At 44.4% G+C, this 23,098-nt stretch carries 18 protein-coding genes; 9 read left to right on the top strand and 9 right to left on the bottom strand.

Annotated elements, in window-relative coordinates; genetic code table 11:
* Window position 1: 1 nt before the first annotated feature.
* From VFDL14_RS19050 to VFDL14_RS19035, 4 genes are all read right to left on the bottom strand, one after another.
* Window positions 2-742 (bottom strand): ABC transporter permease, encoded by a 741-nt coding sequence (locus VFDL14_RS19050; RefSeq protein ID WP_032549475.1) that lies wholly within the window; start codon window positions 740-742, stop codon window positions 2-4.
* 79 nt (window positions 743-821) lie between these two features.
* The gene (locus tag VFDL14_RS19045; protein WP_032549476.1) at window positions 822-1,592 is read right to left on the bottom strand and encodes an ABC transporter substrate-binding protein; all 771 of its coding nucleotides are present in this window, start codon (window positions 1,590-1,592) and stop codon (window positions 822-824) included.
* 108 nt (window positions 1,593-1,700) lie between these two features.
* On the bottom strand, window positions 1,701-2,471 hold the full coding sequence (locus VFDL14_RS19040; RefSeq protein ID WP_032549478.1) for an ABC transporter ATP-binding protein: 771 nt from the start codon (window positions 2,469-2,471) through the stop codon (window positions 1,701-1,703).
* 230 nt (window positions 2,472-2,701) lie between these two features.
* The gene (locus VFDL14_RS19035; RefSeq protein WP_032549479.1) at window positions 2,702-4,174 is read right to left on the bottom strand and encodes a hypothetical protein; all 1,473 of its coding nucleotides are present in this window, start codon (window positions 4,172-4,174) and stop codon (window positions 2,702-2,704) included.
* Between the two features lie 440 nt (window positions 4,175-4,614).
* On the opposite strand from VFDL14_RS19035, the gene VFDL14_RS19030 reads away from it, so the two are divergent.
* The 5 genes from VFDL14_RS19030 to VFDL14_RS19010 all read left to right on the top strand — a co-directional run bounded on the left by VFDL14_RS19030 (window position 4,615) and on the right by VFDL14_RS19010 (window position 11,619).
* Entirely contained in the window at window positions 4,615-6,156 is a 1,542-nt protein-coding gene (locus VFDL14_RS19030) for a DUF3360 family protein (RefSeq protein ID WP_032549480.1), read from the top strand.
* A 342-nt stretch (window positions 6,157-6,498) separates the two neighbouring features.
* Entirely contained in the window at window positions 6,499-8,775 is a 2,277-nt protein-coding gene (gene pflB / locus VFDL14_RS19025) for a formate C-acetyltransferase (RefSeq protein WP_032549481.1), read from the top strand.
* A gap of 200 nt (window positions 8,776-8,975) precedes the next feature.
* Window positions 8,976-9,977, top strand: a complete 1,002-nt coding sequence (locus VFDL14_RS19020; RefSeq protein ID WP_032549482.1) for a lipid A deacylase LpxR family protein — start codon at window positions 8,976-8,978, stop codon at window positions 9,975-9,977.
* 163 nt (window positions 9,978-10,140) lie between these two features.
* A complete protein-coding gene (pflA, locus tag VFDL14_RS19015) occupies window positions 10,141-10,881 on the top strand; it encodes a pyruvate formate lyase 1-activating protein (protein WP_032549483.1) in 741 nt (246 codons plus the stop codon).
* Between the two features lie 237 nt (window positions 10,882-11,118).
* Window positions 11,119-11,619, top strand: a complete 501-nt coding sequence (locus VFDL14_RS19010; RefSeq protein ID WP_032549486.1) for a YfbU family protein — start codon at window positions 11,119-11,121, stop codon at window positions 11,617-11,619.
* Window positions 11,620-11,698: 79 nt separating this feature from the next.
* Here VFDL14_RS19010 and VFDL14_RS19005 read toward each other — a convergent pair whose 3' ends face one another.
* A complete protein-coding gene (locus VFDL14_RS19005) occupies window positions 11,699-12,427 on the bottom strand; it encodes a MipA/OmpV family protein (RefSeq protein ID WP_408694504.1) in 729 nt (242 codons plus the stop codon).
* Window positions 12,428-12,808: 381 nt separating this feature from the next.
* Between VFDL14_RS19005 and VFDL14_RS19000 the strand changes: the two genes are divergently transcribed.
* From VFDL14_RS19000 to VFDL14_RS18990, 3 genes are all read left to right on the top strand, one after another.
* The gene (locus VFDL14_RS19000; protein WP_032549489.1) at window positions 12,809-14,743 is read left to right on the top strand and encodes a PrkA family serine protein kinase; all 1,935 of its coding nucleotides are present in this window, start codon (window positions 12,809-12,811) and stop codon (window positions 14,741-14,743) included.
* 86 nt (window positions 14,744-14,829) lie between these two features.
* A complete protein-coding gene (locus VFDL14_RS18995; protein WP_032549490.1) occupies window positions 14,830-16,101 on the top strand; it encodes a YeaH/YhbH family protein in 1,272 nt (423 codons plus the stop codon).
* 11 nt (window positions 16,102-16,112) lie between these two features.
* Window positions 16,113-17,675, top strand: a complete 1,563-nt coding sequence (locus VFDL14_RS18990; RefSeq protein WP_032549492.1) for a SpoVR family protein — start codon at window positions 16,113-16,115, stop codon at window positions 17,673-17,675.
* Between the two features lie 120 nt (window positions 17,676-17,795).
* Here VFDL14_RS18990 and sohB read toward each other — a convergent pair whose 3' ends face one another.
* A complete protein-coding gene (gene sohB / locus VFDL14_RS18985) occupies window positions 17,796-18,863 on the bottom strand; it encodes a protease SohB (RefSeq protein ID WP_032549494.1) in 1,068 nt (355 codons plus the stop codon).
* A gap of 133 nt (window positions 18,864-18,996) precedes the next feature.
* Here sohB and VFDL14_RS18980 point away from each other — a divergent pair, with 133 nt between their 5' ends.
* A complete protein-coding gene (locus VFDL14_RS18980; RefSeq protein ID WP_032549496.1) occupies window positions 18,997-19,740 on the top strand; it encodes a YciK family oxidoreductase in 744 nt (247 codons plus the stop codon).
* A gap of 85 nt (window positions 19,741-19,825) precedes the next feature.
* Here the strand turns inward: VFDL14_RS18980 and VFDL14_RS18975 are convergent, their stop codons facing one another.
* The 3 genes from VFDL14_RS18975 to VFDL14_RS18965 form a co-directional block, all read right to left on the bottom strand.
* Window positions 19,826-21,115 (bottom strand): NAD(P)/FAD-dependent oxidoreductase, encoded by a 1,290-nt coding sequence (locus tag VFDL14_RS18975; protein WP_032549499.1) that lies wholly within the window; start codon window positions 21,113-21,115, stop codon window positions 19,826-19,828.
* Window positions 21,116-21,563: 448 nt separating this feature from the next.
* A complete protein-coding gene (gene ycfP / locus VFDL14_RS18970; protein WP_032549500.1) occupies window positions 21,564-22,103 on the bottom strand; it encodes an alpha/beta hydrolase YcfP in 540 nt (179 codons plus the stop codon).
* Between the two features lie 108 nt (window positions 22,104-22,211).
* Window positions 22,212-23,066, bottom strand: a complete 855-nt coding sequence (locus tag VFDL14_RS18965; RefSeq protein WP_032549501.1) for a phosphotransferase — start codon at window positions 23,064-23,066, stop codon at window positions 22,212-22,214.
* Window positions 23,067-23,098: the final 32 nt, after the last annotated feature.

Here is a 23,098-nt window from a genome sequence, read left to right on the forward strand (position 1 = left end):
GTTACCTCGCGTGAATACTAAATTTACGTTCAACTAGCTTTAACAGGCCGGTTGAAACACTGGTAAAGAATAAGAAAATCAGTGCGACTGCCATGTAGAAAGTAAATGGCATCTTAGTTGAACCTGCCGCTAGCGCACTGACTCGCACCATATCTTCTAGGCCGATGATCGATACCAGAGCGGTCGTTTTTAGCAGTACGAGCCAGTTGTTACCAAAACCAGGCAATGCATGACGAATCATCTGAGGAAGCAAGATACGATGAAATGCCTTCACAGGGCTCATGCCGTAAGCTTTTGCAGCTTCCATTTCACCCGCGTCAACGGCCATGATCGCACCACGGAACGTTTCTGCCATGTACGCACCGAAAATGAACCCAATGGTCAATACACCTGCTACAAATGGGCTAACATCGATGTAGTCAGGCAAGTATGAGGTCCATTCATGGTTCGGATCGCTTGAAGTGAACCACTCGTTAAGCCACTCATTGATGGAATACAAACTGTTGTTTAAAAGGATCTGTCCACCAAAGAAGATCAACATCATCAATACGAGGTCTGGAATGCCGCGAATAATGGTGGTGTAAAGTGTGGCAATGGCTCTTGCCCATCGATAAGGTGCTAATTTTGCTAATGCGCCTAACATCCCTAGCACCATAGCTAGAAATAGCGAAAGCAACGCAACCTGAATTGTGAGTACAGCTCCATTAAGTATCGAAGCTTCATACCCTTGTAAATCAAACATAATGAATTCCAACAGAACAGCGAAAAAGTTGGGAGAGATAGGGAGAGATGTGCTCTCTCCCTAGAGTCTTCTCAGGATATTACTGACCGTATACGTCGTAGTTGAAGTATTTAGCCGCGATATCTTGGTAAATACCCTTTTCACGTAGCGAGATGATCGCTTCGTCTAGTTTCTTAGTTAGGTCTTTGTCTTGCTTACGTACCGCGATACCAAAGCCTTCACCGAACCATTTTGGATCTGTTAGAGATGGACCAACAAACTCGTACGCTTCACCGCCCGCTTTGTTTAGAACACCTTCTTCAAGTGCTGACGCATCACCCAGTACCGCTGCAACACGGCCGTTTGCTAGGTCAAGGTAAGCTTCGTCGAAAGAACCGTAACGAACGATGTCTACGGTGTCACCGTAGTTGTCTGTTAGGTATTTGTCGTGCGTCGTTGCACGTTGTACCGCAATTTTTTGACCGCTTAGGTCGTCAAAGTTAAGACCAGCGCCCTTTTTCGCGATGAATTTGTTTGGAATAAGTGCGTATTTACCTGTGAAGTCGATCTTCTTCTTACGCTCTTCAGTGATAGACATTGCCGCAATGATCGCATCATATTTACGAGCTAGTAGAGAAGGAATAATACCATCCCAGTCTTGAGCAACGATCTTACATTTCACTTGCATCTCAGTACAAAGAGCATTTGCCATATCCACGTCGAAGCCTTTTAGAGAGCCGTCAGCTTCTGTCCAGCTAAATGGAGGGTAAGCACCTTCAATACCAAAACGAACTGTTTTCCACTCTTTTGCTTGAGCTACGCCAGTTGCAGCAGTTGCAGCAAGTGCTGCTACCAGTAACCACTTTTTCATATCCCTACTCCTGTGATTTAGATATTTTTTAATGTTGTGTTTATAGTTTGGTTGTTGTGTTTATTACACAGCACCGCCTCATACCTTGATAGCGATACTCGCAATACGTTAATAAATCGATGAGATAAACTGTTGTAGACGTTCAGACTCAGGGTTAGTAAAGAGTTTAGCTGGATCGCCCTGCTCTTCCACTAGACCTTGGTGTAGGAACATCACATGATTAGAAACATCACGTGCAAACGCCATTTCGTGCGTTACCACCAGCATGGTTCGACCTTCCTCAGCCAAATCACGCATAACACCCAATACTTCACCCACAAGTTCAGGGTCAAGCGCCGATGTCGGTTCATCAAACAGCATTACTTCAGGGTCAACCGCCAATGCACGCGCGATAGCGGCACGCTGTTGTTGACCACCAGAAAGGTGACCAGGGTAATAATCTTTACGCTCGTACAGCCCTACTTTTTTGAGAAGCATCTCTGCGTTTTCAATCGCTTGTGCTTTAGGAACACCCAGTACATGGACAGGTGCTTCAATAACATTCTCAAGAACAGTTAAGTGAGACCATAGATTGAAGCCTTGAAAAACCATCGCCAAGCGAGAACGGATTCGCTGAACTTGTTTTTCATTGGCAGGAACTGATTCACCAAGGCGGTTGTTTTTCATTTGGATAAGTTCTCCGTTTACCCAAATCTCACCGGCAGTTGGTGTTTCTAGAAGGTTGATACAGCGAAGAAAGGTACTCTTGCCAGAGCCAGAGGAACCGATGATTGAAACCACGTCCCCTTTATGTGCAGAAAGCGAAATTCCTTTTAAAACTTCATTTTGACCAAACGTTTTGTGTAAGTCCTTTATATCCAGCGCTGGTACATCTTTCATGCGCTTTCTCTCCCAAGTTTGTGTAAATGCAAGGTACTCCGACCTTTTCATGCGATACAAACTAGCACCCAACGCAGCAACATGCAACAAATTATTAACCTATCATTTAGGAATAAATAGCACTTCACTCTGACTTATTATGCACTAGGTAGCGTTTTCCTCTCAATTCGATGAATAGTAGTTATAAAAAAGCCCCGATTAACGGGGCTTTTATGTTTTATTTTTGTTAACTAGGTATCATCACGACTTAACTTCAACGTTTCTTGCTGAGAGCGTTTTATTTGGTTATCTCTTACTTCTTTTGAAGTAAAGAGCATACCCATGACATCTTGAGAGGTGTCAACGCCAGAGCCGTTACGGAAGTCCATTACGAATTCGTGTAGCAGAATTGAAGACTCTTCTTTAGTGAACAAATAAGATTGAGAAACACTAGAATTTTGCGATACCAATAAATCGTCGGCTATTGCAGATGGTACACTCGACATGTCAATCGTAGGTACTTGTACCCCAGAGTCTATATTTGAGTAAATAGTGTGCCTCATTACATATGGAGTAGAGCCATTCGTCGCTCCTTGTTGAAAACTAACTCGCTGAAAACCAGTCTCCGACCCCAAGCCTAAACTTGTACTTAAGTCAATTTGCTGAGCGCCCATTGTCGGTTTTGAGTCATTAGTATTTGAAAGCGTGAACAAAGAGGTGTCATCTATAACAAGATCCCAATTTTCTGATACCGATGCACCATACTCTGCAGACCAGTTTGCTGTATTGATTGTACCTTCTACGCCAAAGGTCCATACATCGCCATTACTTAAATTAGTTGGGTGATAGAATGACGCGCTACGATTAATGTCAACTAAATCATAATTAAACCCACCAAACACAACGTCAATGGAAATGTTAGTGAAGTTAATAAGGCTGCTTGAAACATCAGGCGTGCTCGATGTGCCTGCAAATATCATTTGATTATCAGGCCAAGAATCAAAGCCATACTGGAACAACTCGCTTCTATCTGCGGTACGATACTGTGAAACCATAGTTTTCTCAGGAGAAACCGACTTAAGTACATTAGCTCCGGTTAACTGAGGGTTTGTGCTGGTTTGCGTCTCTATCTGTGAATCAAAATAGTAAGTAACGTTAGGGTTACCCACGCTATCACTAGCGTTTAGGTATCGTAACTCAGATAAAGTAACTTCTTGGTCATTTGATCCTGAATTAGAAATACATTGGGTGTTTGCCACAGACTGTTCAACTGAAAGGTAAGCAGACTTAAGCTCTTGGTCAGCTTCTAGCACATCACGGCTAAAGGTAATAGCATTGATAATGGTTCCATTAGCTTCTTGTAAGGTAAACGCGCCTCCGTCAGGAACATTTTCTAAAACCATTTCCACAACGCCATTTGATGCTTCAATCAAGCTACCATCTATGTTGCCGTTTGTATCAGAGTACGAGCCAACGATACGATCGTCCAAAGCACTACCTATACTATGATATGTAAGAACCTTCGGCGTTCCATTGTCATCAAACTCCCTATAAATAGTACAGCTGCCTACATTGGTAGCATCAACCACAACCGGTGTTACAAAAGTAAATTGATACTTAGTTTGTGCAGGGCCGCCACCACCGCCACCGCCGCCTCCGCCGCCACAGCCAACAAGTAGTCCTGAGATAATTGCCGCTAGTGGCAACATTTGTGTCTTTTTCATCTATTTCCGTCCTGTTTGTGGCAACAGCGCGCCAAAATTTAGTCTCTACGGATGATGTAGCAAAAAACAAGCCAAGCATTAAAAGGCTTACTTGTTTTTCTAACAAAAATGTGACGGGATGAGATAAACGTCAAGTTATGAAAACAAATTACACGTTTTTTTAAAGATTACTTATTGAGCATTGTCATTTTGTAGCTTTCTTTCACATAAACTCATAAAGTGATCAAGATCAATCACCCTAAAGGGTAAGCTTGTTAGACTCCTCGACACACAATAAGGCATATAAAAATGCCAAATGTTTCTTTTAACTTAGCTGCACAAGGCACGCAAAAACCGTGCAACATTGTGTTAATGAGTTATAAACAAAAGAGATGACGCAGTTTTGCGCATTTATAGAATTCATTTTTAGAATTACTACCAAATAAAAATATGAGGAATCTATGTCAGACGTTGTCAACAATGCGAACTCTGAAGTAGAAGAAAAGAGCTATCAAGAGCTACACCGCCCTGCTTCTGAATTCGAAAGCCGCTCCGACTATCTAGATCACGAGCTGCAAATCATGAAGCCTCGCCGCTTCGGCCTTAACCTTCCTGGTCGTGACTTCCGTTTTGAACTTGAAGACCTTGTTCCGGCGCTTGCTGGTACTATCGGCATCATCGCGATGTACTCTGCGGTTATGATGTCTTGGGCTGAAGGTCTGACGCAAGCTTGGGATCACGTGAACCTAGGTAAAGACTTCGCTATCGAAGTCGCTCGTGTAGAGATGCTTATTCCTGCACTACTCTTCTGTATCCTTGCTTCTGGTTTCTTCAACCCGAAAGCAAACCTTGCCGGTAACCACGGCCCAATGATCCCACTTATCGGTACCATCGCTCTTGCAGGTGCTCACCCTCTTGCATTGGCTATCCTTATCGGTGTGTTTGGTTTAATCCTGAGTTTGCTCAAAGGTGGCTCTAAACTGGTTAACCTCACTTCCGAAGGTACTGCTGGTGGCTTGCTTATTTTCTTAGGTCTAACGGGTACGATGAGCCAGATCAACTCGATCCAAGCTTGGGCTGTTGGTCTAGAGTCTGACACAGTTGCTGCGGGTAGCATGGGTTACATTGGCCTTATCGTACTTGCTGTTACCATCGGCCTTTACGCTTTCCTTGCTAAAGTGAACAAGCGTTGGCTAGCAATTCCTGTTTGTGCTTTCACTGGTCTAGCGATTGCTCTGGTTCTTGGTGCAGGCTTCGACATTAAATTCGTAACAGAAACAGGTCTTCCAAACCTAAACCCAGTTTACTGGTGGGGTTCTACTGAAGAAGGTTGGATGCTAGGTCTTCCAAACATGGAGCACTTCATTGCATCTCTACCATTTGCAATCCTTGCGGTAGCAATGTGGTCACCAGATTTCCTAGGTCACCGTATCTTCCAAGAGCTGAACTACCCTAAAAAATCTGAAAAAGTACTGATGGACGTAGATGACACAATGACTATGTGTTCTGTGCGTCAAATGGTTGGTACAGCTGTAGGTGGCGGTAACATCACTTCATCTTGGGGTACTTACATGATCCCAGCAGCGATCGCTAAACGTCCTATCCCGGGCGGTGCAATCCTACTTGGCTCTCTATGTATCATCGTTGCGATTCTTGGCTTCCCAATGGACGTTGCGGTGTGGCCACCAGTGATGCGTGTTGCTCTTCTAGTTGGTGTATCTCTTCCTCTACTTGAAGCAGGTATGCAGATGGTTAAAGACAGCAAAGATTCACAAGCGGCGGGTATCTGTATCTTCGGCTCTGCGGTTGTTAACCCAGTTCTAGCATGGGCTCTAACGATGCTTCTAGATAACAACGGCCTGATCGGTGACAAAGAGCGTCCTAAGCGTCTATCTTTTGTAGACAAGATTGTTATCCCAGTAGGTGTACTTGTTATCTGTCTTGTTGCAATGCTTGCAGTAGGTATGCTTGAAGGTCAATACGGCATTAAAGCTTGGCTGTAAGTTGGTCTGAATACTCTGACCAAACGTATCTAGCCATCACAGCTAGATTCAAATAAACAGAGTAAATTCAAAAAAAGTTTGGGTGGTGAACGTCACCACCCCCTTTTTCTCAACTTTTTTTAGCATTTATTGATTTAGTTTAAGGTTTGCAGGATTTTTTTAGCGTAGTCTTGAATACATCGAAGTGAGACACCATTTAAAAAGTAATGACAATATATATAATCATATGAATCCGATGTGATAATACATATTGTTATTAATAAGAGTGTACTACCCTATACAGGGGCGCTGGCTCAATAGCGTTAAAGTACGTGTTTTTTCTACTAAAAAGGTAGGTATGTCATGGCAGAGCAATTTGCTAAAGCTTGGGAAGGTTTTGCTGCAGGTGAGTGGCAAAATGAAGTAAACGTTCGTGATTTCATTCAAAAGAACTACGCGCCGTATGAAGGCGACGAATCTTTCCTAGTTTCTGAAGGTACTGAGGCTACTAACAAGCTTTGGGCTTCGGTAATGGAAGGTATCAAACAGGAAAACGCAACTAAAGCACCTGTAGAATTCGATACTTCTGTTATCTCTACCATCACTTCTCACGATGCTGGTTACATTGAGAAAGACCTAGAAACAATCGTTGGTCTTCAAACTGAGAAGCCACTTAAGCGTGCTATCATCCCTAACGGCGGTATCCGCATGGTTGAGGGTTCTTGTAAAGCATACGGTGAGACTCTTGATCCAGCTGTTTCAAAAATCTACTCTGAATACCGTAAAACACACAACGCAGGTGTTTTCGATATCTACACGCCTGACATCCTAAAATGTCGTAAGTCTGGTGTTCTGACTGGTCTTCCAGATGCATACGGTCGTGGTCGTATCATCGGTGACTACCGTCGTGTAGCTCTATACGGTATCGACTTCCTAATGAAAGACAAGCAAGCTCAATTTGCTTCTCTTCAAGAGCAATTCGAAAGCGGCGAAAACCTAGCAGAAACAATGCAACTTCGCGAAGAGATCTCTGAGCAACACCGCGCTCTAGGTCAAATCAAAGAGATGGCTGCTAAATACGGCTTCGATATCTCTGAGCCAGCTCAAACTGCTCAAGAAGCTATCCAATGGACGTACTTCGGTTACCTAGCGGCTGTTAAGTCTCAAAACGGTGCTGCAATGTCTCTAGGTCGTACTTCGACTTTCCTAGACATCTTCATCGAGCGTGATATCGCTGCAGGCAAGATCACTGAAGTTGAAGCTCAAGAGATGATCGACCACTTCGTAATGAAGCTACGTATGGTTCGTTTCCTGCGTACTCCTGAGTACGATGAGCTATTCTCTGGTGACCCAATCTGGGCTACTGAGTCTATGGGTGGTATGGGTATTGACGGTCGTACACTAGTTACACGTACTAACTTCCGTTTCCTAAACTCTCTATACACAATGGGTCCTTCTCCAGAGCCAAACATCACTGTTCTTTGGTCTGAGCAACTACCTGACGGCTTCAAGCGTTTCTGTGCGAAGGTATCTATCGATACTTCTTCTATCCAGTACGAAAATGATGACCTAATGCGTCCTGACCTAGAGTCTGATGATTACGCTATCGCTTGTTGTGTATCTCCAATGATCGTTGGTAAGCAAATGCAGTTCTTCGGTGCTCGTGCTAACCTTGCGAAAACAATGCTTTACGCAATCAACGGTGGTGTAGATGAGAAGCTTAAACTTCAAGTAGGTCCTGTTTCTGACAAGATCACTGACGAAGTTCTTAACTACGATGACGTAATGGGTCGCCTAGACACATTCATGGACTGGCTAGCTAAGCAGTACGTGACTGCACTAAACAGCATCCACTACATGCACGACAAGTACAGCTACGAAGCGTCTCTAATGGCTCTTCACGACCGTGACGTTCGTCGTACTATGGCTTGCGGTATCGCTGGTCTATCTGTTGCGGCTGACTCTCTATCTGCAATTAAGTTTGCTACAGTTAAGCCAATCCGTGACGAAGACGGCATTGCTATCGATTTCGAAATCGAAGGCGATTACCCTAAATACGGTAACAACGACTCTCGTGTAGATGATATCGCTTGTGAACTAGTTTCTACGTTCATGAACAAGATCCGTAAGCTTAAGACTTACCGTAACTCTATCCCTACACAGTCAGTTCTTACTATCACGTCTAACGTTGTATACGGTAAGAAAACTGGTAACACTCCAGACGGTCGTCGTGCTGGTGCTCCTTTCGCTCCTGGTGCTAACCCAATGCACGGTCGTGATGAGAAAGGTGCTGTAGCGTCACTAACGTCTGTAGGTAAACTACCGTTTGCTGATGCACAAGATGGTATCTCTTACACGTTCTCTATCGTACCTAACGCTCTTGGTAAAGACGTTGAAGGTCAGAAAGCGAACCTTGCAGGCCTAATGGATGGTTACTTCCACCACGAAGCTGGCATCGAAGGTGGTCAACACCTTAACGTGAACGTTCTTAACCGCGACACTCTAGAAGACGCAGTTAAGCACCCTGAGAAATACCCTCAGCTAACAATCCGTGTATCTGGTTACGCTGTTCGCTTCAACTCTCTAACTGCAGAGCAACAAGCTGACGTAATCGCACGTACATTTACTGAGTCTCTATAATCTTATAGCTGACTAACACAGTAAAAATATTAGCCTCGCCAATGTGCGGGGCTTTTTTATATCTGCAAAGTATTTCGTGCGCTGTCTCGACAAAATGAAATGTTAAGTTGCGCAAAAATGTTTTCTTACGTTCACTTTTTTTCCACACCAATCACCAATTTGGGGTACTATTTCGGTTCGTTACCAAAGAGTACTTTTTAATGAAACTTGTCCGTTTTTTACCTCTACTTCTATTGTCTTTTTCATCGATCGCCTCAGAACGTTCTACCGTCACTTTCGCTCTCGATAACGACGGCATTTTTGGCGTCGACCAAGACTATACGAACGGCTTGTTTTTAAGCTATACCTCATCGGGAATCACTCCCTACAGCTGGGCCAAACCATTAAGCCTTTCGGCTTGGGGCGCTAGCTCGCTTGATAAATGGGAAATCACCATCGGTCACAAAATGTATACCCCATCCGATATTGAGGTGACTGAACCTTTAGCCAATGATCGTCCGTATGCTGGTTTCCTCCACTCAGAATTTAACTACATCAGTCTTCACCCACAACAGGCTCAACGGTTCAACCTAACCCTGGGTACGACTGGTGAAAGTGCACTTTCTGAACAAGCACAAAAACTCGTGCACTCCATTACCAAGTCTGATGAACCAAATGGTTGGGAATTCCAGGTCGATGATGAGTTCGTCGGCAGTGTCGGTTACCTTAGCCACTTCAATATGATGCGTGCTCGCTCTATCGCAAATACTGATTTCGAAATATCTAACGTGTCAGAAATTAACGCGGGTAACTTTAGGAGCGACATTTCAACAGGCTTTATGCTTCGTTGGGGTACTGACCTCGGTGGTAACTTTGGTGCGGCAACCATCACCTCAGAAAATCCGTTCCGCCCAGGTATGATTGGCGCTTCGAATAGAGGTTGGTTTACTTATGCTGGTATCGAAGGCCGTTATCGCTTCAATGATATTACGATTGAGGGTGACCGCTCTGGTGTTGAGAAGTATGCGCTAGAAAATGGCGAAAACCCAGCCATCTATGATGTGACTTTAGAGAATATTCAAGCCACTGCAGTAGCTGGTGTTGCTTGGTACAATCAACATGTGGGCGCAGCGTTCTCATTAACCATGAAAACACCTGATTATGAAGAAGCCAAAGAGTCCATTTATACAACAGGTGGTGTGACTTTCTTTGCGTTCTTTTAGACAAAAAGTAACGAAATTATTCATTTGCTAAACATAGAGATAAAGGCAATCAACTTCGGTGTTGATTGCCTTTATTTTTGGGCGTTCAAAGGGGATTGACCCTATTTTATGTACCGTTTTTGTAATAAAATAACCAACATAAATACTAATACGAGAGCAGCTCATGTCTACAACTGGTCGCATTCACTCATTCGAATCTTGTGGTACCGTCGACGGCCCAGGAATCCGCTTTATTGTGTTTCTACAGGGCTGTTTAATGCGCTGTATGTATTGTCATAACCGTGACACTTGGGACACTCATGACGGCAAAGAAGTTACCGTTGAGGAGATCATCAACGAAGCAAAATCGTATCGTCATTTTATGAAGGCCTCAGGTGGTGGTGTGACATGTTCAGGCGGCGAAGCGATGCTTCAACCTGAGTTTGTACGCGACTTCTTCTTAGCAGCAAAAGCCGAAGGTATACACACTTGTCTTGATACTAACGGCTACATCCGTAAACACACCGAAGTTGTTGATGAAGTTCTCGACGCTGCAGATTTGGTGATGTTGGACCTCAAGCATATGCGAGATGAGATTCACCAAGATTTCATCGGTGTCTCTAATAAACGTACTCTAGACTTCGCGCGCTATTTACACAAAATTGGTAAGACGACGTGGATTCGTTACGTAGTGGTACCTGGTTACACAGATAACCCTGAAGATGCTCGCCTATTAGGTGAATTCATCAAAGACATGGACAACATCGAAAAAGTTGAGCTACTACCGTACCACAAACTTGGCGCTCACAAGTGGGAAGCTCTAGGCATTGAGTACCCTCTAGAAGGCGTAAATCCGCCAAGCAAAGAGACCATGGATGAGATCGTATCAATACTGAGTGAGTACCACTCAAACGTTAAATACTGATCCACCAATTCTCTGAGAGCGCTTCATTTGATGAGGCGCTTTTTTATTGGCGCTCTACCTCGCCACTCATTCACGGTTTCTATTCATCTCCTCTCATTTTTCGTTACAACTTCTGTTGATCATTTCAAAAAAACGTATTAAATCCGTGTTGAGATCATGTTTCGGTAAGTAGAATTGCTGTTACTCTTACTTCAACAAACAAATTACAACATTTAGTTTTTTAGTGAGGTTCCTCCCATGGAAATGACCAATGCTCAGCGTCTAATTCTATCAAATCAATACTACCTAATGTCTCAAATGGATCCTGAGAACTCAGCTAAATACCAACGTCTACAAACGATTGTAGAACGTGGTTACGAACTACAAATGCGTGAACTGAACAAAGAGTTTGGTTGCCTAACAGAAGCAGAGTGTCGTGAAATTATCGACATCATGGAGATGTACCACGCGATGCAAGAATCAAACAAAATGCTTGCAGAAGACGAGCGTAAAGAAGTAGATCAACGTCGTTTACAGTTCCTAGGTTTTGACATTGCATCTGAAGCACAGATCGTACATTACGTGCGCTTCCTGACTGATTCGGAAGGCCTTTACCCGCAGTTTGATAAAGCGGATCACCACTTCAACAGCCAGATGCCGATGCTTGATAAGTACCGCCGCATGCTGACGACATGGCGCAACTGCCCTCGCCAATACCACCTATGTGCGACAGAACTATCTCAAATCTTCAACGCATAATAGATAAGTAAAAATAATAAAGGGTTGCTCATGAGCAACCCTTTTTCGTTCGATTCTCTTAAAGAGAGAAAATCAGTAATTAGAAGACGTAGGCGATGCCGACGTTTGCCGTAGTATTGACACCACTCTCGATAATTGGACTCTTCTCAATATCGCCTTCTAGATTGGTATAACGGACACCACCAGTTACACGGATATTTGGCGTGATATGCATATAACCACCTAAACCAATAAAATACTGACCATCCCAATCCGCATCAAACTCATCTAGCGTTGTTCTATTAGCTTCATCCGAGCTCACACCATAAAGATGATTGTTAATACGTTCGCTGTTGTAAGCGTAACCAATCGAAGGGGTAATCGCCCAACCTTTGCGTCGAATCGGTAGTCGCCAAGCCGCCTCTCCATACACACCATTATGTTTAAAACCGATGTCTGAACCAATCGTCGCTTCGAACATACCAACCAATGTAATGACTTGATAACTTACGCCACCTAATATCGATGCTTCACGCTCATCAAGCTTTTGAATGTCAACATTATCGGAATCACTAGGTTTTAAGGTTCTTGGGTCGTACACCGCTCTAAATACAATGTTCTGAGGTGTGCCAACTGGGAATAGACGATAACCGGCACTGAAACCACGCATAAAGAAGTGCTCTCCCTCATAACCAACCATTGGGATCACGGCTCTATTTGAAGGGGTTTCTTTATACACAGCTGGAGAGTAAGAAGCTGCAACACCTAAAGACCATTGAGATATCTTTGCTTGCACCCCAGAAGTCGCCAATAAAGTGGTGCCCACCACTAACGCTTTTACCCAATTACTCTTCACTGCTAAAACCTTATTCACATCGTCTAAATAAAAACCAAAGCCATTATATGGTACGAAATACCCAAAAATCAACCATACACAGAATCAATACCAGATATTACATATTTTTATCTATCAAATAATAAAAACTGAAAATTTAAAACTCTGTTTAAAAAGGCTTCGTATAAAAAGTAATTTGTTTAAGTATAAACCCGCAGTTCGCAACATTCGCGGACATCACAATTCAGACAAAAATGTAAATAAATGCATAATTGTTAAGCAAAATTGTATAAGCGGGTCTAGGCTTAAGTTGTGGGGAGTTCGTAATTTTCAATCGCTCGTCAGTTTTGACAGGTTAACAAGGGGAATGTGACTATGAGTATTTTCGACCACTATCAATCACGCTATGAAGCAGCCAAGGAAGAAGAGCTGACTCTGCAAGAGTTCCTTGGGCTGTGTAAAGACGATAAAAGTGCTTATGCCAACGCTGCTGAGCGCCTGTTGCTTGCGATCGGTAAGCCTGAAGTCATCGACACCGCACAAGACCCTCAGCTCAGCCGAATTTTCTCTAACCGAGTGATATCTCGTTATCGAGAATTTGAAGACTTCTATGGCATGGAAGACGCTATCGAACAGATTGTTTCTTATCTAAAACATGCTGCGCAAGGGTTAGAAGAGCGCAAACAAATTCTGTACCTTCTTGGCCCAGTGGGTGGTGGTAAATCCTCTCTGGCTGAGAAACTAAAATCACTGATGCAAAAAGTGCCGATTTACGTACTTTGCGCTGACGGCGAGCGAAGCCCTGTTAATGACCACCCATTCTGTCTATTCGACGTTAACGAAGATGGCGACGTACTGAAGCAAGAGTATGGCATCGAGAAGCGTTACCTACGCTCAATTATGTCTCCGTGGGCTGCAAAGCGTCTGCATGAATTTGGTGGCGACATTTCTCGCTTCAAAGTCGTGAAAGTACGCCCTTCAATCCTCGATCAGGTTGCTATCGCCAAAACCGAGCCGGGTGATGAAAACAACCAAGACATCTCATCATTGGTTGGTAAAGTTGATATCCGTAAACTCGAGCACTTCTCTCAAGATGATCCTGATGCATATAGCTATTCTGGCGCATTGTGTAAGGCGAACCAAGGTCTGATGGAATTTGTAGAGATGTTTAAGGCACCAATTAAAGTGCTACACCCTCTACTAACCGCAACCCAAGAAGGTAACTTCAACGGTACTGAAGGCCTTTCAGCTCTGCCATTCGACGGCATGATCCTCGCGCACTCAAATGAATCTGAGTGGCAGACATTCCGTAACAACAAAAACAACGAAGCTTTCCTAGACCGTGTGTACATTGTAAAAGTCCCTTACTGCCTACGCGTATCTGAAGAAGTGAAAATCTATCAGAAACTGCTTGAGCACAGTGAACTGTCAAAAGCACCATGTTCACCGAGCACACTCGAGCTACTCTCTCAATTCAGCATCCTGTCTCGTCTGAAAGAGCCTGAAAACTCATCGCTATTCTCAAAAATGCGCGTTTACGATGGTGAGACGCTTAAAGATACCGATCCAAAAGCGAAGAGCTACCAAGAGTACCGTGACTACGCAGGTGTAGACGAAGGTATGTCAGGTCTATCGACTCGTTTCGCCTTTAAGATTCTTTCAAGAGTATTCAACTTCGACCAAACCGAAGTCGCGGCAAACCCAGTACACCTCTTCTACGTCATTGAGCAACAAATCGAGCGAGAGCAGTTCCCTCAAGAGACTGCAGAGAAGTACCTAGAGTTCTTGAAAGGCTACCTAGTACCTCGCTACGTGGAGTTCATTGGCAAAGAGATTCAAACCGCATACTTAGAGTCATACTCTGAGTACGGCCAAAACATCTTTGACCGCTATGTCACCTACGCTGACTTTTGGATTCAAGACCAAGAGTACCGTGATCCTGAAACAGGTCAGCTATTCGACCGAGCTTCACTGAATGGTGAACTCGAAAAAATTGAGAAAACCGCGGGTATTAGTAACCCTAAAGACTTCCGTAATGAAATTGTGAACTTCGTGCTTCGTGCGAAAGCGAACAACAATGGTAAGAACCCAGTTTGGACCAGTTACGAGAAGCTACGCACTGTGATTGAGAAGAAAATGTTCTCGAACACCGAAGAGTTACTACCGGTTATCTCTTTCAATGCGAAAACATCTTCTGAAGACCAGAAGAAGCACGATGACTTCGTCGCTCGTATGATGGAAAAAGGCTACACCGAGAAACAAGTAAGACTGCTCTCTGAATGGTACCTAAGAGTTCGTAAGTCCTCATAAACCAAAACGTGCAGAGCTGCCTAACGCAGGCAGCTCCACTACTCACAAGAAGTAGGTTCACGACGTAAATTTGAGAGGGAGTTCTTATGGCACAATTTATTGATCGGAGGCTCAATGGTAAGAATAAGAGCGCAGTGAACAGGCAGCGCTTCATTCGACGCCATAAAGAGCAAATCAAAGAGTCGGTAGCAGATGCTGTTAACCGTCGCTCAATCACCAACACCGAAACGGGTGAGGATGTCTCGATCCCACACAAAGACATCAAAGAGCCAAGCTTCCATCAAGGGCAAGGAGGCGTGCGCGAGCGCGTTCACCCAGGTAACGACCAATTTATCACTGGCGACAAAATTGAGCGTCCGAAAGGTGGTGGGCAAGGCGGAGGTTCAGGACAGGGCGAAGCAAGTCCAGATGGTGAAGGGCAAGACGAATTTATCTTTCAGATCTCCAAAGACGAATATTTAGACATTCTGTTTGAAGACCTCGAGCTGCCTAATCTAGAAAAAAATCAAATCAACAAAATCACCGAGTGGAAGACGCACCGCTCTGGTTACCAAACCGCAGGTATCCCATCGAACATTGCTGTGGTTCGCTCGCTACAACAGTCGCTTGCAAGAAGAACAGCGATGACAGCAGGCAAACGTCGCGAATTGAACTCATTGATGGAGCAACTCGACAAAGTTCAAATGACAGAGCCCGCTCAGCCTTTCGAAGAGACGCGACTTAAAGAAGAGATCGCCGAATTAAGGAAGAAAATCGAAAGCGTGCCATTCATTGACACGTTTGACCTGCGCTACAAGAACTACGAGAAGCGCCCTATCCCATCTAGCCAAGCGGTTATGTTCTGCTTAATGGATGTGTCAGGCTCAATGGATCAAGCAACAAAAGACATCGCAAAACGCTTCTATGTGTTGCTGTACCTCTTCTTGAACCGTACCTATGAGAACGTTGACGTTGTGTTCATTCGCCACCACACACAAGCGAAAGAAGTCGATGAACATGAATTTTTCTACTCACAAGAGACAGGCGGAACGATCGTATCCAGTGCCCTTAAGTTAATGGACGAAATTGTTGCGGAGCGTTATCCGTCAAATGAGTGGAACATATACGCTGCACAAGCATCCGATGGCGATAACTGGGCAGACGACTCCCCGCGCTGTAAAGAACTGCTTGTGAACAAACTACTGCCAACCTGTCAGTACTACTCCTACATAGAAATCACTCGTCGTTCGCACCAAACGTTGTGGCATGAGTATGAGAAGTTAGAAGCAAGCTTCGATAACTTCGCCATGAAAAACATAAAAACCGTGGACGACATTTTCCCGGTATTCAGAGAACTGTTCCAGAAAGAGACAGCGTAAGGAGGCTTTTCATGACAGCAAAATCAAGCGTTGCAGAGAAAGATAGCCCTGCGGATAAAAACAGAGGCAAGATGCTGCCAGACGGCCCTGATTGGACGTTTAACCTCTTAGAACAATACCATGTCGAGATCAAACGTGTGGCCGAGCACTACCGACTCGACACCTATCCTAACCAAATCGAGGTTATTACCTCTGAGCAGATGATGGACGCCTACTCAAGTATTGGCATGCCCATCAATTACAACCACTGGTCATTTGGTAAAAAGTTCATCCAAACCGAGCAAAACTACAAGCACGGTCAGATGGGGCTTGCTTATGAGATCGTGATTAACTCAAATCCATGTATTGCCTACCTAATGGAAGAGAACACGGTGACGATGCAGGCGTTGGTAATGGCGCACGCATGTTACGGGCATAACTCTTTCTTTAAAGGCAACTACCTATTCCAAACATGGACCGATGCGAGCTCTATCATCGACTATCTTCTGTTCGCGAAAAAGTACATTGCGGACTGTGAAGAAAAGTACGGCGTCTCTGAAGTCGAACAGCTACTCGATTCGTGCCACGCCTTGATGAATTACGGTGTAGACCGCTATAAACGACCAGAGAAAATTTCTATCGCTGAAGAGACAGCACGTCAACAAGAGCGAGAGGCATACCTGCAGTCTCAAGTGAATGAACTGTGGCGTACTGTACCGAAGAACCGCGATAAAGAGGAAGAGCAGAAGGTACGTTTCCCTAGTGAACCACAAGAGAACATTCTCTACTTCATCGAGAAAAATGCGCCGCTGCTAGAACCGTGGCAACGAGAGTGTGTTCGTATCGTGCGCAAGATCAGCCAGTATTTCTACCCACAAAAACAGACTCAAGTGATGAACGAAGGCTGGGCGACCTTCTGGCACTATACGATTTTGAATCATCTTTACGATGAAGCTTTGGTCAGTGACAAATTCATTCTGGAGTTCCTGCATAGCCACACCAGTGTTGTCGCACAACCTGCCTACAACAGCCCTTATTTCAGCGGAATTAACCCTTACGCACTCGGCTTTGCGATGTTCCAAGATATACGTCGAATCTGTGAGAATCCTACAGATGAAGACAAGGAGTGGTTCCCTGAGCTGGCTGGTAGTGATTGGCTCGAGGCTGTTCACTTTGCTATGCATAACTTCAAAGATGAAAGCTTTATCAGCCAATATCTGTCACCAAAGATCATTCGCGACTTTAAGCTGTTCTCGATACTCGATGATGACCGTAAAAGCGTGATTGAGGTGAGTGCGATTCATGATGAAATGGGCTACCGCATGATTCGTGAAAAACTCGCAGCGCAATACAACTTGAGCAACCTAGAACCAAACATTCAAGTCTTCAACGTGGATGTGCGCGGTGACCGTTCAATGACTCTACAATACGTACCTCACGACCGTATTCCGCTTGATAAAGGCTACGACGAGGTAATGAAGCACCTCTATCGTCTATGGGGTTTTGACGTGATATTGGAAGAGCTCAAAGACACAGGACATAGAGAAATCCTTGCGACGTGTCCAAAGCGTAACGATTATGGCTCGAAGATCTAACTCAGTTTCAAACCACATCATGTAGAAAACAAGTAATATAAACAAAAAAGCGCACTGGTCGAAACCAATGCGCTTTTGTTTTCCAGCACTTTAAATTAAAAGCCATGCGATAAAGACAGCTTATACAATTGGCTTTTGGCCACGCTCAATCAGCTTCAGCAAAATATTATCTGCCGACTTACCTGCTACTCCAGCAAGTTTGTCTGATAGCTTCTTCTTCTGAACATAGTGAATCGCAAGAACCGTTTTCTCTTTGCACGCACCCACTACGATGTCATCAGAAGTGCGAATTTCATCGACTAAACCTAGAGCGTGAGCTTGAGTACCAAACCAGTGTTCACCAGTCGCTACTTTTTCTAGGTCTAAGCCTGGGCGGTGATCGCGAATAAAGTCTTTGAATAAACCGTGAGTCTCTTCGAGCTCCTGCTTGAACTTCTCGCGCGCTTTATCGTTGTTTTCACCGAACATAGTCAAGGTGCGTTTGTACTCACCGGCTGTCAGCTGTTCAAACTCAATGTCGTACTTTTTCAGTAGCTTATTGAAATTAGGTAGTTGAGCAATAACACCAATAGAGCCAACAATAGCGAAAGGCGCTGAAACAATCTTATCGGCAATACATGCCATCATGTAGCCGCCACTCGCTGCTACCTTATCAACAGAGATCGTCAGAGGAAGACCCGCCGCTTTAATACGGTCAAGCTGAGAAGACGCTAAACCATAGCCGTGAACCATGCCGCCGCCAGACTCAAGCTTAAGCAATACTTCATCGCCCTCACGAGCCACCGCTAATACAGCTGTTACCTCTTCACGAAGAGAAGCCACCTCTTTTGCATCAATACTGCCATTGAATTCCAAAACAAACAGGTGCGGTTCGCGCTTGCTATCCAACTCGCCCTCTTTCGCTGCTTTTTTAACTTCTTTGCCGCGTGACTTGGTTTTCTCTTTTTCCGCTTTCTTTTCAGCCTTATCACGAGCCTTGATGAACGCATCATCATGTAAATGATGCTCTAGCTGCTCGATAGTCTGTTTGTGGTGATCAGATAGGTTAGTGATTTCCAGCTCACCTTTTATCGCGCTTGATTTGCCTCCCACCGATTTCGCAATCACTAAAATTGCAATAATGGCGATTACAACAGTCGCAATCTTGGCTAAAAACAAGCCGTAGTCCAACAAAAAGTCCAATGTCATATCCCCTAATGTACGAATTAGTGTATTGTAACCATCTTGTCACGATTACCAAGAATTTCTAATCATTCCTGCGGTTATCTGTGTGATTAAACATCAATGGAATGACGAACATAAAAATAGAAGGATAAGCACAGTGGATTACCCAATCTCTACAGATGCCCTCAAAGATAAAGTAATTTTGGTTACAGGCGCTGGAGCCGGTATTGGCCGCCAAGCTGCATTGAGTTTTGCTCAACACGGTGCGACAGTGATTCTGCTCGGCCGTAACGTAAAAAACCTAGAGTTTATTTACGATGAAATCGAGAAAGCAGGCTACCCACAACCTGCGATCATCCCGTTGGATCTTAAGGGTGCAACAAAGCAAAACTACATCGACATGGCTGAAACGATCGAATCTCAATTCGGTCGCCTAGACGGACTACTACACAACGCAGGTGTGCTTGGTACTCTGAGTCCATTCGATCAAATCGAAGAAGACACATTTGATGATGTGATGCAGATTAACGTAAAAGCTGAGTTCTTAATGACTCAAGCTCTTCTACCGGTACTTAAGAAAGCAGAAGCGGGCCGTATCGTATTCACCTCTTCAACAGTTGGTCACTCTGGCCGTGCATTCTGGGGCTCTTACGCTATCTCTAAATTTGCGACTGAAGGCATGATGCAGATCCTAGCCGACGAAGTAGAAGGCACTGCACTGCGTGTCAATGCGATTAACCCAGGTGCGACTCAAACACGCATGCGTGCAAAAGCTTACCCAGGCGAAGATGCAAACAAGCTGAAGACACCACTCGACATTATGCCGCTGTACTTGCACTTGATGAACCCAAGTGTGACTGACGTACACGGCCAATGCATTGATGCGCAACCTAAGCGATAACCGCGCAGCATTTTAGACGAAGCATAAAAAAAGAGCTCCTAGGAGCTCTTTTTTAGTCATAACTACACAACTAACTTTAAGCTAATTAGTGAAGCTTAAGGTTTGGACGTAGTACGCGGTTAATACGGCCTACCAACATCATCAGTGATGTCTTAATCACGCCATGTAGCGCCATTTGGTGCATGCGGTATAGCGAGATGTAAACCACGCGAGCAATGCGACCTTCAACCATCATTGAACCTTTGGTTAGGTTACCCATCAAGCTACCAACCGTTGAGAAGCGGCTCAAAGAAACCAAAGAGCCTTTATCTTTGTAGATATAAGCCTTCTGCTCACGACCATTTAGTTTGGCAATGATGTTGCTGAATGCGCATCTAGCCATTTGATGAGCCGCTTGAGCACGTGGTGGGACAAAAGAGCCGTCCGCTTGTGTGCATTGTGCTAGGTCACCAATAACGAAAATATCGTCATCACGTGTCGTTTGCAGTGTATCTTTCACTACCAATTGGTTGATACGGTTTGTCTCTAAACCACCGATGTCTTTAATGAAATCTGGCGCTTTGATGCCTGCAGCCCAAACCATGATCTGAGCAGGGATCTTCTCACCCTCTTTAGTCGTTAGACCATCAGCGTCAGCTTGCGTCACCATAGTCATAGTACGAACGTTCACACCAAGCTTAGTCAGCTCAGAGTGTGCCGCACTTGAGATACGTGGTGGAAGTGCAGGAAGAATGCGCTCACCCGCTTCGATTAAGTTTACGTTTAGCTTGCTTGAATCTAGGTCGCCAAAACCGTAAGTACGCAGCTCTTTAACCGCATTGTGCAGTTCAGCAGACAGCTCTACGCCTGTTGCACCCGCACCAACAATAGCGATGTCTACAGTACCTTGGCCGTTCTTAGCATGCAGCTTCAGGAACTCATTGTTCATCTCGGTACGGAAACGGTGCGCCTGTTCTGGGCTATCTAGGAAGATACAGTTGTCACGGACACCTGGAGTATTGAAATCATTCGACGTTGAGCCAATCGCCATAACTAGAATGTCGTATTCCAACTCACGGCTAGGCATCAATAGTTCGCCATTTTCATCACGAAGTTCGCTTAGGGCGATAACCTTACGTTCGCGATCGATGTCGTTAAGGCTACCCATCTGGAAATCAAAGTAGTGATTCTTTGCATGTGCACGGTAGCTCAATGCGTCGACACCTTCATCCAAAGAGCCGGTTGCTACTTCATGCAGTAACGGTTTCCAAAGGTGGCTCGCTTTGCGGTCAACCAGTGTAATCGTTGCGCGTTTTTTACGGCCTAGGGTGCGCCCTAGCTTGGTTGCTAGTTCTAAACCACCAGCACCACCGCCTACTACGATAATTTTTGTCACGATGACAATCCTCTACAAAATAAATAAATGGGGCTCGGCTCGATTACTCCAACCGATAAATTCTGTTTTCTACTCAGTAACCTGCGTTATCGCAGTGGGAAGTTCGATTCGCTTCCTATCACCGAGTGTTTAGAGGGGCTAAGACTAAAGTCATCTGCTTTAGTAAGTTCACGTGGATAAAAAAGGGCTTACCTGAGAGGTAAAGCGCAAAAAATGGGCAAGTTTATGACTCGCTCTCAATTTTTTTTGATATTTATCAAAATATTTTATTACCGAACATTATATAGAGCAAAAACGTGACCGCAACTAAAATCCTTACCTTCCATGAGGTTTCGTAGAAAAAATAGTTAACGTTTGCGTCATTTTCATTCACGTTGAAAATGCGTTGAATATAAAAAAAGCAGTGCTCTGAAAAGCACTGCTTCTTGCTATCAAATTTTATAAGAAATTAAGCGTTCTTGAAGGCTTTCATCGCTTGTAAATGCTGAGAAATCTTCTTGAACTTGTGACTCTCTTTCTCATCCCAAATGATTTGATAATAGTCTTCAAGTTCAGCCGCTGTTTTACTGTTGTCGTGAATTTCATCTTCACGAGACAGTACAACTAAGCAGCGATCTTTGTTCTTCATGCGATACTGGCTGACACACTTTGTTGCAATATCTTCGTATTCTTCTGGGCGATCAATTCTGCCGACCATGTTCTTTTCAGGTCTCAAATTCGGGTTGAAGATCACCTGCTTGATACCACATAAGAAGCCAATACGTTCAGACCAATATCCACCTAAGCCAACACCACAAATTATCGGGTGTGGGTCATCAGATTGTTCAATTACTTTATGCACTTCTTTAAGCAAGTGCTGCATGTCGTGTTTCGGGTGAAGAGTACTGTAGTTAATGAAACGAACGTCATCGTCAATGAATTGCAACTGCAGTATTTTTTCGTGGTTGCCCGGGCTTGTTGAGTCAAAGCCGTGTAGGTAAATAATCATTGTACCTCCCTGGTAAAATGCTGGTACGTTTTGATAAATCTAACATGAAAAATAAGGTTTTAAAGTACAGATACCTGAATTTGCATTTTTCCCATCCTAAACGTGATCCTAGCTACATAAAGTGCAACTGAGTGCCCGCGCTTCATCCATATATTGTTCATCCCCCCACAGCTGATGAGCCAGCAAATACCAAAGCATCGCCATCATTTTGCTGCGTGGTTGCCAAGCCTCGACGCCGTCTATCCATGCTTGAGTATCATGGATACCTCGAAACTGGCAGTATTGTTTAACGGCCTCTTCTACCGGTACGTTAGCGACCGAAATCGTCAATGTTAAATCGAGTCGAGGATCCGCTAATGCTGCATACTCCCAATCAATAATCTTAATCTCACCATGCTGACGTACAAGGTTGTAGCCACCGAGATCAAAATGACAAAGTGAATTTTCGATTGGAGGTAGGTTAGGTGCCGAGCGCCATTGTTGATAAATAGCTTCAAACTCCTCACCTCTATGCTCTTTATCAAGTCGCAACCAATAATGGTCAACTCGAGCGGTAAAACAGAAGGGATGCAGAGGGAGTCGCGAAGTGTTAACTAAATGCACAGATACCAAGGTTCTAATTAGCTGTTGAAGTGAGAGGTCATCGTGAATGGTATCCCCTTCAACCCACTCTACCAGCAAGCCTTGCTTATTGATGGTCATCGCTTGGGGTGCAATATGAAGCTGCTCTATCGCCGAGAGCACTTGATACTCTTCATGACGCGAAATGCCGAAGGCTTCAGTAATGGAAGTAGCGGGTCGCCAGACAAAAGCTTTCCCCTCGCCAGTTTCTATCTTCCAACAACGGTTGGTGAGGCCACCGGTTAACGTTTGTGCTTTCACAGGAGGGACATCGAAATAGTCATCAAGTGAGCCTAGACTCGCATCCAGTTTTTTGGCTTCATCCCAGCAAAAAATCGCCATACTCTCTGTTCTCCCTATAAAAAAGACACCAA

The organism is Vibrio fortis (assembly GCF_000695685.1).
Classification (GTDB): Bacteria; Pseudomonadota; Gammaproteobacteria; order Enterobacterales; family Vibrionaceae; genus Vibrio; species Vibrio fortis_A.

Coding starts and splice junctions, on each gene's coding strand:
- VFDL14_RS19050 (WP_032549475.1), bottom strand. CDS start 742: ATGTTTGATTTACAAGGGTATGAAGCTTCGATACTTAATGGAGCTGTA.
- VFDL14_RS19045 (WP_032549476.1), bottom strand. CDS start 1,592: ATGAAAAAGTGGTTACTGGTAGCAGCACTTGCTGCAACTGCTGCAACT.
- VFDL14_RS19040 (WP_032549478.1), bottom strand. CDS start 2,471: ATGAAAGATGTACCAGCGCTGGATATAAAGGACTTACACAAAACGTTT.
- VFDL14_RS19035 (WP_032549479.1), bottom strand. CDS start 4,174: ATGAAAAAGACACAAATGTTGCCACTAGCGGCAATTATCTCAGGACTA.
- VFDL14_RS19030 (WP_032549480.1), top strand. CDS start 4,615: ATGTCAGACGTTGTCAACAATGCGAACTCTGAAGTAGAAGAAAAGAGC.
- pflB (WP_032549481.1), top strand. CDS start 6,499: ATGGCAGAGCAATTTGCTAAAGCTTGGGAAGGTTTTGCTGCAGGTGAG.
- VFDL14_RS19020 (WP_032549482.1), top strand. CDS start 8,976: ATGAAACTTGTCCGTTTTTTACCTCTACTTCTATTGTCTTTTTCATCG.
- pflA (WP_032549483.1), top strand. CDS start 10,141: ATGTCTACAACTGGTCGCATTCACTCATTCGAATCTTGTGGTACCGTC.
- VFDL14_RS19010 (WP_032549486.1), top strand. CDS start 11,119: ATGGAAATGACCAATGCTCAGCGTCTAATTCTATCAAATCAATACTAC.
- VFDL14_RS19000 (WP_032549489.1), top strand. CDS start 12,809: ATGAGTATTTTCGACCACTATCAATCACGCTATGAAGCAGCCAAGGAA.
- VFDL14_RS18995 (WP_032549490.1), top strand. CDS start 14,830: ATGGCACAATTTATTGATCGGAGGCTCAATGGTAAGAATAAGAGCGCA.
- VFDL14_RS18990 (WP_032549492.1), top strand. CDS start 16,113: ATGACAGCAAAATCAAGCGTTGCAGAGAAAGATAGCCCTGCGGATAAA.
- sohB (WP_032549494.1), bottom strand. CDS start 18,863: ATGACATTGGACTTTTTGTTGGACTACGGCTTGTTTTTAGCCAAGATT.
- ycfP (WP_032549500.1), bottom strand. CDS start 22,103: ATGATTATTTACCTACACGGCTTTGACTCAACAAGCCCGGGCAACCAC.
- VFDL14_RS18965 (WP_032549501.1), bottom strand. CDS start 23,066: ATGGCGATTTTTTGCTGGGATGAAGCCAAAAAACTGGATGCGAGTCTA.